Genomic DNA, 13,753 nt, shown 5'->3' with positions numbered 1-13,753 from the left:
GCCCTAAGCCTTTTCAACCTATTGGGCCTACTACTCTTATGTGGTGCACCAAACCTCTACGCCCAAAAACACAGTGTAGATTCCAGCAATGTCAATACGCAACAGCGCATTACGTTTTCCACCATTCCAAATAATAGGGAGGCATCATTAGAACCCTACTACAAAGCCTTAAAAAATGCCGATTTCGGGAGTCAACGGTTCTCCGTATTTGAACAACTAGCAGAATTACACATCCAAAAAGGAAATACAGATTCTATCCTACATTATGGCAACCTCTATGTAAAGGAATTGGGCAACTGGGACAAACCGGAAACCAACAAACAGTTGCATTATGCCAAAGCTCATTACTTTCTAGGCATTGGCAGCCATTTTAATGGTCTCTTAGACAAATCTATAGAATGGCATATTAATGGCCTGCAAGACGCAGAAGCCGGCAATTCAGATGAGCTTCAGTACCAGAACAAAATAGGTCTTGCCCATAATTATATTATAAAATCAGAAAGTGACAAAGCCCTTGAGGTACTCACCAAAGCCATTTTAGATTTTGGCACTACGTTTCCGGACCTGACCATGCAGGCAATTATTTATATGGGTAACGCACACTTGGTAAAAGGGGAATTTGAATTGGCCAAAACTCAGTTTGATGAAGCCCTGCGCATGGCTACGGATTTTAAAAATTTTGAAAAGGAACTTACCGTTAAGTTAGAACTCGCCAAATTAGCGGAAGCACAAGAAAATTATGAAAAGGCATTTCAGGACTATGAATCCATCCGAAACCAGGCCTTGACAAACGGATTTACCGCCATTTACTTTGAAGGCTCGTTACGTTTGGCCAAGCTCTGCTATAAAGAGGAAAAATATGAAATGGCCAACATTGCCTTAAGTTTCGCCTATATAAACGCTATTGACCGCGAGAACTTACAATTCCAAAAAGAAGCTCTAGTAATACAGGCCAGAAGTTTTGCCAAATTAGAGGACTACAAAAATGCTTATGCCGTAATGACCCAACTGTTTGGTGTTAACGACCAAATCAATAGCAAGCAACAGCGAGAAATTATTAAAGAACTGGAGATACAATACGAAACCCTAGAAAAGGAAAAGGCCATTTCTTCTTTGGAAGAGGAACAAATAGCGAAGAACGCTGAACTGGAACGACAGAAAACCATTAAAAATGCCTTTCTAATTGGCTTCCTGATTATATTAATTCCCATAATAGCTTTGCTGTATGTGTATTACCAAAAAATTCAGACCCAGAGCGAACTTTCCAAAAAACAAGAAGAAATAAACCTTCAGAAAGTAGCGTCCTTAAAACAAAAACAAGAACTGGACCTGATCAAAGCTTCAATGGAAGGGCAAGATGAAGAACGGAAAAGAATTGCCCAAGAGCTACACGATAGTATTGGCGGAAATCTTGCAGGAATTAAGCTTCAGGTATCTACCATGACATCGGAGTCCGGCAAATGGAAAGAAATAAACGGTCAATTAGACGAGACCTATCAACTGGTAAGGGATATATCACATACCCTGATTCCCAAGAAATTTAAACAACACGCTTTCTCGGATTTAATCAGAGAGTACATTGCATCAATTTCAAGAAGCGGAAAATTAAAAATAGGTTTTCATCCACACCCGGAGGTTGATGTAAACGGATTGGACGAAAAAATTCAAATGGAGCTTTATAAGGTCATTCAGGAGTTAATGACCAATACGTTAAAACATGCCCAGGCCAGTAGCGTAGATATACACTTAAACCTACTTAACGCAGAGCTATCCTTACTTTTTGAAGACAACGGAAAAGGATTTGACGCTTCTGAAGTAAAAGAAGGAATAGGGTTTCAAAATATTCGCAGTAGAATCAAGGAACTGAACGGTTCGCTCCATATAGACGCTTCTAAAAATAGGGGTAGCGTAATCTCTATAGAAATCCCTTTAAAAAACTCATCTCATGAAATATAACCTCATCATTGCCGATGATCATAAAATGTTCATAGACGGACTACTAAGCATATTGAACGACGCTCCGGAATTCTCGGTTTCAACAACGACCAAAAACGGGGCACAGGTCATCAAATATCTGGATATTAACGGTACAAAAGACCTTCATCTTTTGATTACCGACCTCAGCATGCCCGAAATGGACGGTATTGAACTTAACCGTACCGTTAAAGAAAAGTACCCCACCTTAAAGACATTGATCGTAAGTATGCATATTGATGGTGGTATGATCGAGAAACTCATCCAAAACAATGTAGACGGTTATGTTCCTAAAAACGCCGAAAAAGATGAGCTCCTAACCGCTATGCGAACCATAGTAAAGGGCGAAAAATATTTCTCACAAGAAATTAAACGCGCCTACACGGATGCTATGTTCGAAAACAAAAAACAGGAGGAGATTCACCTTACGGACCGTGAAAAGGAAGTGCTAAAACTCATTGCCAATGAATATACCACTCAAGAAATTGCGGACGAACTATTCCTGAGCAAACACACCATAGAGAGCTACCGCAAAAATCTCATTTCTAAATTAGAAGTGAAAAATTTAGCTGGGCTCACCAAACACGCCATTAAAATTGGACTCCTGGATTCTTGATTAAACAAAAAGCAAAATAAGGGTAAGCACCAGACCGCCAAGAGCAAAGTAAATGCCCTTCTTAAATATGGGTGCGCTAGGGCGAAACATCCAAAAAGCGGATACCACAAAAAACAATAACGCAGCCCCAAAGAAGATATTTAGAAAATATAAAGGCTGGCTAGAAGTTGCCTTGTGTATTTTTGTCATCTTGTCTAAAACGAAGGGTAATTTCTTTTCGGTATAATTAGCCTCCCCGGTTTTACTATCGTACGTACCTCCTTCAAAATGAACCATATTACCTTCTTCTTTTTGAAGTTTAAAATGCTTTATTTTTAGAGCCTTACCTACTTCATTGGCCTTTATATTTGGCTTTATGGTCTTCTCAACAGCTACTTCTTTCTTAAGAAAATCGGTATTTCTATAAATTAACACAATACCGCTAATTGCATACATAGCCATTATACCCGCTAGGAAAAAGCCTAGGTATCTGTGATAAGTACGCATTTTTTCTTCAGTTTTTCTTCCCATTTTTTAAAAGTAGTTAGTTGATTTATCTTCGTCTTCCAGAATATTCCATGGCCTCTCCTTTACCAAAGCCATAGCTAAAGCCAAATGTAATAAACCTACCTCTTTGTCTCCGGTTATAACTTGAAAAAGTTTCCTGAAAAGTTTCGGACTCTTCTATACGTGAAGCAAATAAATCCCTGATGCCTAAATTTACGACTCCCTTACCCTTTAAAATTTTCTTACGTGCTCCAAGATCCAAGAATACGTTTTCGCTGGTCTTTCCCTGCACTGTTTCATAACTACTTTGATAATTGCCAGTTGTCTCAAAATCAATATCTGCAGGTAGTTTAATTTTGGTCATAAGCTTAGCGGACCACCTGTCCGCATCAAAATCGAACACCTGAGTACCCAGACTGCCGTCCCTAACAAACTTGTTATAGTTTAAGTCTGTAGTAACGGTAAACCATTTAGCCGGACTATACTTTCCATTGAACTCAAGACCTGTGGCTTTATTGGTTCCAATGTTCTCCGGTTTACTGATTTTTACGTCATCTTCAAAAGTAAAAATGCTCTCTATCACCTCTGTAGTGTAGCGATGGTAAATGCTAAAATTCAACGAGGCTTTTCCTAAAACATATATACTGGTCACTTCATACGAATCTGTAAATTCCGGTTGCAGATCCGGGTTACCTTGCCGGATATTAAAATTGTTCCTGATATTAAAGAAAGGGTTCAAATCCCACAGGCCCGGTCTATACACCCTTCTTGAGTATCCCGCCTGCATAGAAATCTTATCGTTAAACTTGTAAGAAGTATGTGCACTTGGAAAAAGGTTGGTGTAATTCTGTTCGTTTCTTTCGTTGGTGTTTTTCAACAACGTATTCAGGTTGGTCTGCTCTGCCCTAACACCAGCTTTAACACCCCATTTTCCACCCTCATATGCGGCAGTACCGTACGCTGCCAACACCTTTTGATCATACTCAAAAACGTTGGTCAAATCAGGATTGGATTGGTAATCTCCGTTCACAAAATCATCTACTTCATAATCATTACTTACATCGTTCATAACATATTGACCACCCGCTTCCATAGTCCATTCTTCATTGAACGGACGGGTGTAATCTAACTTAAAAGTATACTCGGCCTCCTTAAACTCTGTACGTGTGCGCTGCAAGGCATCATTATCCTCTCCAGAAATAGTAACATCTTCAAAATCCGAAGACTGGTCTTTTCCGAAAAAATTACCCAAAGCACTGAATAAAAGGTCATGATCTTCATGATCCTTAAAGTCGCTTTTATATTGAAGTTCATATTGATATTTAGGGTTGGTAGCTTCGGTGGTTTCTGTACGTTCCCATTCGGAGACCAATTGGTTGCCGGCATCAGATGACTTAAAATTTGTATTGGATGGCTGGTCCTCTATTTCATAGGCAAAATTCCCCGAAAGCGTTACTACATTATTCTCGTTAATGTAATAATCCGTACCAAGGATAACATTATAAAACTCCTCGTTTCTAAACTCCTCACCTACTGAAGAAATAGCTGTACCGTCAACCAAATTCCGGTTAATATTCTCTACATCGTTAGGCAACTCCCTATATCCTGCACCCAACTGACTGAACAGATTAAAACGTTCCGTGCGACGGTTGAGACTTAATCCAAAACTATGATTGTCCGGCGAACCTGTATTTAAGCTAATAGAGCCATTAAGCCCCTCGCGTTCTTCTTTCTTTATGACGATGTTGATAATTCCGGATGTACCCTCTGCATCATATTTTGCGGATGGGTTGGTAATGACCTCTACCCTTTCTATCATATCCGAAGTAATCGTACCCAAGGCATTCCCGCCTTCTCCCGTAAGAATTGAAGGTTTACCGTTAATTAAAACTTGCACACCTTGGCTACCGCGCAAGCTAATTTGGCCTTCTATGTTTACGTTTACAGAAGGCACGTTATTCAGCACTTCTAAAGCGCTTGCCCCGGTACTACTAATATCCTTACCTACGTTGAATACACGTTTATCCAACTTAAACTGTGTTCTAGAAACCTCGCCCTCCACTACCACTTCGGAAAGTTGTTGGGCGTCTTGATTTAACTGAACCACACCCAGCTCAATTTTTCCGTTGGCGGGCACGAGATTATCAAAACGCTTCTTCTCAAAACCGATAAAACTAATTTCTACGAAAAAATCCTGAGCATCTGTTTTTATACTAAAACTACCATCATCTAAAGTAGTGGTGCCGGTAATTCCTTTTTGAGTAGTCTTTTCTCCTATAAGTACCGTGGCAAATGCCACCGGTTGTTTGCTTCCTGTTTCCACTACCGTACCGGTAATCTCCGTTTCTCCGTTTTGGGACAAGCCCCATTCCGAAATCATTACGATACAAGCGAACACAAAAAATGTGCGGGTAATTTTCAAATTCATGGTCTAAGTTGTTTGGAACATAAAAATGCGCAAAAAAATCATCCAACGAAACTTAGAAACTGCTATTTAACAATTTTAACAATATCGCATGAGCCTGATAAACACAATGAATATCAAGAATTTGAACCATATCTCTAATCCCATTTCATGTTCTGTAAACGAACTGCATTTAAAATTGCCAATAATGCGACCCCTACATCTGCAAAAACAGCTTCCCACATGGTAGCCATACCACCAGCACCGAGAATCATAACCAAGGCTTTGACCCCAAATGCAAGACCAATATTCTGCCAGACTATTTTTCTGGTAGACTTCCCTATTTTTATGGCCTGTGCTACTTTGGCCGGCTCATCGGTCTGAATGATAATATCTGCGGTCTCAATGGCCACATCACTTCCTAAACCGCCCATAGCAATACCAACATCGCTTGCGGCCAATACCGGAGCATCGTTTATTCCATCACCAATAAAAGCCACTTTTGTTCCGGAGACACGCTTTAGATTTTCAACTTCGTTGAGTTTATCCTCTGGTAGAAGTCCACCCTTTGCCCAATCTACGCGCAGTTCGTTTGCCACTTTTTGCGTAATGGCATCTTTATCTCCAGACAACATTACAATTTTTGACACCCCAGTTTTCCGTATACGCTCAACAGCAGCCCCAGCACCCTCTTTAAGTGCATCGGAAATAACAACATAACCCACAAACTTTCTATCAACAGCAACCATTACTACACTTTCTACAACATCCTCCGTCTCTTTTGGAACTGATATTCCATTAGCAACCATTAGTGCCCTATTTCCAGCTAAAACGGATTTACCGGCTACCGTACCTACCAAGCCTTTGCCAGCAATTTCAAATACATCTTTTGCTTTACTGGTTGCATCTCCCTTCTTATACTCCAGAATGGCCTTTGCTATGGGATGGGTAGATTGTGCTTCAATGGCCATGAGATACTCCATAAAATCCTTTTCGGTTAAGGACGCACCAGATTCCTGAGCATTAGCCTGTAAAACAATTTCCTTAATTTGGAACACGCCCTTAGTTACAGTTCCCGTTTTGTCCATTGCCAAGGTGTTAATTTTGGTAATGGTATCAAGAAAAGAAGCGCCTTTGAACAAAATACCGTTGCGGGAAGCAGCCCCCAGTCCCCCAAAATATCCTAAAGGAATAGAAATTACCAAGGCACAGGGACAAGAAATCACCAAGAAAATTAAAGCACGGTACAGCCAATCCCTAAAGATATATTCCTCCACAAAAAAGTAAGGTAGCAGGGTTACACCAATAGCCAAGAAAACCACAATTGGAGTATAAATTCTAGCAAACTTCCGGATGAAAAGTTCTGTTTTTGATTTGCGGGCAGTGGCATTCTGGACCATATCCAAAATACGGGCAATGGAACTATCCTTAAATTCTTTAGTAACTTCAACTTCAATAACCCCATCCAGATTGATGCTTCCTGCAAATACTTTCTCGGTCTCAACTATACTTGACGGTTTACTTTCCCCAGAAATTGCCGCCGTATTCAAACTGGCCCTAGCAGACAACAATTTACCGTCTAACGGAACTTTTTCACCTACACGAACTTGAATACGCTCGCCAATTTCTACAGCCTCCGGAGCTACTGAAATAAAAATACCATCACGAAAAACCATAGCCGATTTAGGCCTCACATCCAATAACGCCTTAATATTTCCTCTGGCCTTTGTTACCGCGGAATGTTGAAACAGTTCTCCCACCGCATAAAAAAGCATCACCGCCACTCCTTCCGGATATTCCCCTATAGCGAAGGCACCAACCGTTGCAATGGTCATCAATAGAAATTCGGTAAAAAAATCTCCGTTCACAATGCTCTTCCAGCCCTGTTTCATTACTGGAAGCCCCACGGGCAAATAAGCAATACCGTACCAAACTATACGTACCCAATCCGAAAAAAATGGCACGTTAAAAACATCCAGAGTAATACCTGACACCAATAAAACAAAGCTAATACCAGCTGGAAGATATGGAGAAAACTTAGTGGGCTTTTCACTTTCGCCATTACCACAACAACTCCCACAATCACCATTAGCAGCTGTATCTGAATGTTGATGAGTATCTATATCCTGAAGGTTGACCTTCTTCTTTTTCATGATTTTTTCAAAATTGTAAATTCTTAAATACACTCCTTCACCTGAGCGGCACATACCTTAAATAAACACGAATACCAGTAAAATAAGGACCTCGAACACAAAAATTATTGAGCGAAACGGGTTCATTAACCATGCTATTGGCTTAGTGGCTATGTTCCGCTTCTCCTTTTTTCAACTCCGCCATTAAATAGTATGCATTATTGAAAGCAAACTTGGAACTATTGGCCATTGGGGCCAAAAAATTGACTGCCACCCAACCATCATCTTCAGTACCTAAAGTTACTTCATGTGGAACAAAACGAAACGTATCTGCCTCTTTTTCTACAGTAAAAACAAAGGTTTTATCTCCATCTTTGGCAATAGCACTTTCGGGAACGGCTTTTACCTCATTAACAGCTATCTGGATTCTCCCTTTTATATACATCCCGGGAATTAGGTTTCCCTCCTTATTTTCTATTTCGGCATGTACGTGTAAGGCCTTGGGACTTTGTTCAAAGGTTTTCCCAATAGAATAAATCTCTGCCGTAAACTCTTTTTCTCCTAATGATTGTACAAAGAACTTCACGCTCTGCCCCTCCTTTATCTTAAAAACATCCTTCTCAAAAACCATGAGATCGGCATGCACATGATGAGTGTCCACTACTTGAAACAGGTCCGTTTGGGGGTCTACATATTGTCCCGTCTTTACCTCCACCTTTTGCACATGGCCTTCAATAGGGCTACGCAATGCCACGCGCTGGTAAATAGTTCCTTTTTCTACTCCGCCTGCGTTTATATTCAACTGCCGTAATTGAGCCGCCAAACCTTTGACCCTACCTTGCGATGATTGATATTGGGCTTGCGCTTTCTGAAAATTTAACCCACTGCCCACACCGGCATCATACAACTTTTTTTGTCGTTCATATTCCCCTTTCAAAAACTGACTATTACTAAAAGCATCCAAATAATCGGTCTGTTTTTGAATAATATTGGGGTGCGATAAGTAGGCCACCGCTTGACCTTTGGCAACTTTATCGCCCTCAATAACCTCAATGGACACCACATTTGCCCCTACCACCGAGGTTATTGTAGCTTCGTTCTGCGGAGGCACCTCCAATTGCCCGTTTGCCTCAACATAACCGCTCATATTTCGCATATGCAAAGTATCGGTCTGCATTTGCAAAGCTTCAAACTGCTGTTGGCTAAGCATGACTTCCTGCTCTTCCTCTTTGTGACCTTCAGATTCCTCATGCCGGTGATTTTCTTCTGTGTTTTCTTTTGTCTTGCTCTCGCCACAAGACGTAACTGCAAGCATCAAAATGAAGAAGGCTAAAACTTTATATGTATATGGATGTTTCATGTTTTATTGATTGAAGTATTGTAATTCGTATATAGATTCTAGGTAATTGTCCAGCGCGTCCAGCGCGTCCATTTCGGTTTGTATGGCATCTCTAATAATCTGAGTGAAGCCCAAATAATCTACCGCGCCCTCTTTAAAGGCCAAAAGCGCCCCCTGGTGTTGCTGTTCGGCAAGCGGAAGTGCCTCGTTCTTATAGAAGGACCAAGACGTCTTCCATTTTTGATAAGAAACTAACGCTTGTTGATATTCAGACCTTAGCTGTTTCTGCTCAAAATCAGATTTCGTCTTTTCAATTTCGCTGTTGATTTTAGCCGATTTTTTCCTGCTACGTGCCGTTCCCGAAAAAAATGGAACCGACACGCCGGCCTGATAACTATAAAAACCATCCGCTCCGTTCACTTTCTGAATACCACCTTGCAAATTGAATTTAGGCAACAATTCCGCCTTTGCTGCTTTATAATCCGCCTGTGCTTCGTCAATACGTTTTTGTGATAATTGATATTTAGGGTGATTTTTCAAATTAGGTTGAACCTCAAATACCACGTCCATCCCATTACCCAAATCATCAGGAACAGAATAGAAAGTTTCAGAAGCCAACCAAAGGTTAAACCTTTGCAAGGCAATATCATAATCGGCCTGTGCTTGCTGGTATTTGTTCCTGATCTGTAAAGCCTGGTTCATAGCCGAAGTATATTCCAATTGGGAAATAGCCTCAACTTCATAGTTAAGTTCAATTGCCTTTTTGAACTGCCCATAGACGGAATCCAACTTTTTGTATAAGAGGTATCCTTTCTTCGCCTTATAGGCCTTAGCCCAAGCTTTCTTGACCTCCTGCTCTACCTGAAGTTCGGATAGGTTATATGCCGCTTCTGCAAGGGCAATCCGTTCTTGGTACAATTTTTTCTTCGCCCCAATCCTAAATAGGTCTATCTTTTGTTGGCCCAGACCTACCAAAGTATACACCGCACGGTCATCGGAAATTTCCTCACCTCCGCTAAACACCTGTGTAGTTCCCAAATCATAAATTTCGGCCTTTTGCACAGATTGTCTTTCTATTTCCAATTGTTCTGATTTCAGTAATGGAAAATTTTGTTTGGCGGTCTCTACCGCTTTTTCCAAAGAGATAAGAGGTAAAGAAGCTTCCGTTTCTTGGGCCAATCCATTGAATGTCATCGCCATAAAACCAATAACAAGAAAGGCTGTTTTTAACGATGGATTCAGTTTTAACTTTTGCTCTTCCCTATTTTCTACCCATTGATAAAAAATAGGAAGTATAAAGAGCGTTAATAAAGTAGACGTCAACAAACCACCAATAACCACGGTTGCCAGAGGGCGCTGCACTTCCGCACCCGCCGAAGCTGAAATGGCCATGGGCAGGAAGCCTAAAATATCCGTAAAGGCCGTTAGCATGATAGGACGAATACGTCTTTTTGTGCCTTGAACAATCCGGTCTTTTAAATTAACAACTCCTTCTTCCTTCAACTCGTTCAATCCGGATATCATGACCAATCCGTTTAGAACTGCCACTCCAAAAAGCACAATAAAACCCACCCCGGCTGAAATACTAAAGGGCATATCCCGCAACCAAAGGGCAAAAACCCCGCCAATAGTCGCCATAGGAATTGCCAAGTAAATCATAATGGTCTGAGGAAGCGATTGCAAAGCAAAATAAATCAGGATAAAAATGAGCAGTAACGCAATAGGGACCACCACTTGCAATTTTGCACTTGCCCTTTCCAAATTTTCAAAAGCGCCCCCGTACCGTATAAAATAACCCGCAGGCAATTTAAATTCCGCATCTAGCTTTGCTTGAATATCCTCAACAACAGATTTCACATCCCTATCCCTAATATTAATTCCCACATAAGTTCTGCGGTTGGTGTTGTCCCTACTTATCTGCATTGGGCCCGGTTCATAACTGATGGTCGCCAATTCACGAAGGGGAATCTGAGAGCCATCATCCAAGTTCACGAACAGATTTTGAACATCTTCAATACTGTTCCGGTTTTCTTCATGCATGCGCACTACTAAATCAAACCGCTTTTCGCCTTCAAAAATCACACCTGCCTTGCCGCCTGCAAATGCCGCTTGGATTAAACTATTTAGCTGATTGACACTAACCCCGTATTGGGCCAATTTGCTTCGGTTATAATGAATTGTAATTTGCGGCAGTCCGTTTGTGGCTTCGACCTTCATATCTGCCACACCGGGAATGTTGGCAATAAGTTTTCCCATTTCATCGGCCTTACTGGCCAACACCTCCATATCCTCACCAAAAATCTTAATGGCCACATCTTCACGAACTCCCGTAATCAGTTCATTGAAACGCATTTCTATGGGTTGGGTAAATTCATAATTCACTCCTGGCAGAATACTAATAGCTTCTTTGATTTCTTGTATTAATTCTGCTTTGCTTCGGCCGGACTCCCATTCAGTTTGCGGTTTCAAAATGGCAAAAATGTCCGCAATATCCATAGGCATGGGGTCTGTGGGAACATCTGCAACACCAATCCTGCTTATGACACGTTCTACCTCAGGAAACTTAGCCTTTACTATTTGTTCTATTTTTGTAGTGGTTTCAATACTCTCGGACAAGGAACTACCCGGTTTTAAAATGGCATGAAAAGCAATATCGCCTTCATCCAGTTGCGGAATAAATTCGCCGCCCATGCGGGTAAAAGTGAATACCGCCAAAAGAAAGAGTACCACCGCACTAGTAAAAATTAATCTGGACTTTGTCAACGATTTTAACAACAGAGGCTCGTAAGCCCTTTCTACCCCATGCACAAACCGGTCTCCGTAAGATGGTTTTTGAGATTTAGGAGCTCTTAAGAACCATGCCGAAATCATAGGCACATATGTGAGACACAAAATCATGGCCCCGATCATGGCAAAAATAAAGGTGAGTGCCATGGGCCGGAACATTTTTCCTTCTACCCCTTCCAAAGCCAAGATGGGCAGGAATACAATGAGAATTATCAACTGTCCAAAAAATGCGGCATTCATCATCTTTTTTGAAGCATTGGCTGAAATTTCATCTCGCGTTTCCGCAGTAACGGTTTTCTTTTTTACCACGTAGGAATACATTAGAAAGACCGTTCCCTCAACAATAATTACTGCACCATCTACAATAATTCCAAAGTCTATAGCACCCAGACTCATGAGGTTTGCCCAGACATCAAAAAAGTTCATTAAAATAAAGGCGAATAAAAGCGATAAAGGAATGGTAGAGGCCACAATAAGACCTCCACGCCAATTGCCCAATAAAAGAACTAACACAAAAATTACGATTAAACCACCTTCTAAAAGGTTGTTCCTTACCGTTCCAGTGGTCTCCGCAATCAGCTCGCTACGGTCAAGAAATGGTTTTATCTTGACACCTTCCGGTAAGGAATGCTGAATCTGTTCCATCCGTTGGATAACATTCTCGATTACCTCATTAGAATTAGCTCCCTTTAACATTAAAATCATGCCTCCTACCGCTTCTCCGGTACCATCTTTGGTTAGTGCCCCATAACGAACGGCACTACCCATACGAACCGTTCCTATATCCTTTATTTTAATGGGCACTCCGTTAACGGATTTAACTACCATATTCTCAATATCCGAAATGCTTCTGGCCAGACCTTCGCCTCTAATGAAATTGGCCTGATGATTACGCTCAATATAGGCACCACCTGTATTCTGGTTATTCCTTTCCAACGCTCTAAATACCTCAGAAATACTTATACCTATGGCCCGAAGCTCATCCGGGTCAACTGTTACCTCATATTGTTTTTGATTACCGCCAAAGGCATTTACCTCTACCACACCGGGTACCATGGCCATTTGTCTGCGGATGATCCAATCTTGAAACGTACGCAGATCCGTTATGGAGTACTTGTCTTTATGTGCAGCATCTACTTCCAGTACATATTGATAAATTTCACTAAGCCCTGTGGAAATTGGCCCTATGAAAGGTTTACCAAAACCTGCGGGAATTTGTTCCTGTACTTCGGGTAGTTTTTCCGCTACCAGCTGCCTAGGGAGATAGGTTCCTACTTTGTCATTAAAAACTATGGTTACTACGGAAAGTCCAAACCGGGAAACGGAGCGTATTTCCTCTACATTGGGCAAATTACTCATGGCCACCTCTACAGGATAGGTCACGAATTGTTCTATATCTTCCGTACCCAAATTGGGCGACTGCGTAATGACCTGTACCTGATTATTGGTAATATCAGGTACTGCATCTATGGGCACTTGGGTCATGCTCCAAACGCCGGCACCTATGAGGGCAAGCGTAAATAGACCCACAATAAACTTATTATGGATTGAAAAATCAATGATTCTATTGATCATATGGATTGCTATAATTCAGTTAGACAATGTCTGTTTCCTTCATGCTATAAACACAACAAAAACTAGGGTAATGAAACCCGAAACGGATTCATTACAACGGGATATAGGTATCCTATAAAAAAAACTGAATTATGCCCTGGGAGGTTGCAGAAGATCTAGAATAACATCTTTACCAAGACTATCAAAATGCGCCAATTCCTCCTGGGAAATTAGTGATTGAAAAGGCTCAAATGTTAGTATTTCGAAATTTACCGTATGTGTATGGCAACAATGACACATGCAGAAAGGAGAACACAAATCACCGGATTCATGTCCGTGATCCATACCATTATCAACAGATACCGTAACCTGATCTTTGGTAACGGAACCTTCATCACTACAAGGCACAACGTTAAGTGCCAAGAAGTAAACGGATAATATGATGGCGAATAATCTCACAA

8 protein-coding genes are annotated in these 13,753 nt (G+C 41.1%); 2 read left to right on the top strand and 6 right to left on the bottom strand.

What is annotated here, in order from left to right:
• Positions 1-21 precede the first annotated feature (21 nt).
• Positions 22-1,956 carry an ATP-binding protein gene (locus tag Q4597_RS12415; protein ID WP_303406444.1) on the top strand — a complete coding sequence of 645 codons (1,935 nt, stop codon included), beginning with the start codon at positions 22-24 and terminating at the stop codon, positions 1,954-1,956.
• Complete coding sequence (locus tag Q4597_RS12410) at positions 1,946-2,590, top strand: response regulator transcription factor (RefSeq protein WP_303406443.1); 645 nt, start codon at positions 1,946-1,948, stop codon at positions 2,588-2,590. Before Q4597_RS12415 ends, Q4597_RS12410 begins: the two co-directional genes overlap by 11 nt.
• Here the strand turns inward: Q4597_RS12410 and Q4597_RS12405 are convergent, their stop codons facing one another.
• The 6 genes from Q4597_RS12405 to Q4597_RS12380 form a co-directional block, all read right to left on the bottom strand.
• A complete protein-coding gene (locus tag Q4597_RS12405; protein WP_289041671.1) occupies positions 2,591-3,100 on the bottom strand; it encodes a PepSY domain-containing protein in 510 nt (169 codons plus the stop codon).
• Positions 3,101-3,122: 22 nt separating this feature from the next.
• Positions 3,123-5,504, bottom strand: a complete 2,382-nt coding sequence (locus Q4597_RS12400; RefSeq protein ID WP_303406442.1) for an outer membrane beta-barrel family protein — start codon at positions 5,502-5,504, stop codon at positions 3,123-3,125.
• Positions 5,505-5,638: 134 nt separating this feature from the next.
• Positions 5,639-7,633, bottom strand: coding sequence for a heavy metal translocating P-type ATPase (locus Q4597_RS12395; protein WP_303406441.1), 1,995 nt, complete (start codon positions 7,631-7,633; stop codon positions 5,639-5,641).
• 142 nt (positions 7,634-7,775) lie between these two features.
• Positions 7,776-8,972: an efflux RND transporter periplasmic adaptor subunit gene (locus Q4597_RS12390; protein WP_303406440.1), complete on the bottom strand. Its 1,197-nt coding sequence runs from the start codon at positions 8,970-8,972 to the stop codon at positions 7,776-7,778.
• Positions 8,973-8,975: 3 nt separating this feature from the next.
• Positions 8,976-13,313 carry a CusA/CzcA family heavy metal efflux RND transporter gene (locus Q4597_RS12385; protein WP_303406439.1) on the bottom strand — a complete coding sequence of 1,446 codons (4,338 nt, stop codon included), beginning with the start codon at positions 13,311-13,313 and terminating at the stop codon, positions 8,976-8,978.
• 129 nt (positions 13,314-13,442) lie between these two features.
• Positions 13,443-13,751 (bottom strand): DUF6660 family protein, encoded by a 309-nt coding sequence (locus Q4597_RS12380; RefSeq protein WP_303406438.1) that lies wholly within the window; start codon positions 13,749-13,751, stop codon positions 13,443-13,445.
• Positions 13,752-13,753: the final 2 nt, after the last annotated feature.

Origin of the sequence: Zobellia sp. 1_MG-2023 (assembly GCF_030549125.1) — a bacterium.
GTDB classification, from domain to species: domain Bacteria; phylum Bacteroidota; class Bacteroidia; order Flavobacteriales; family Flavobacteriaceae; genus Zobellia; species Zobellia russellii.
The sequence above is the reverse complement of the archived record's forward strand: the minus strand, read 5'-3'. Positions and strand labels throughout refer to the sequence as shown.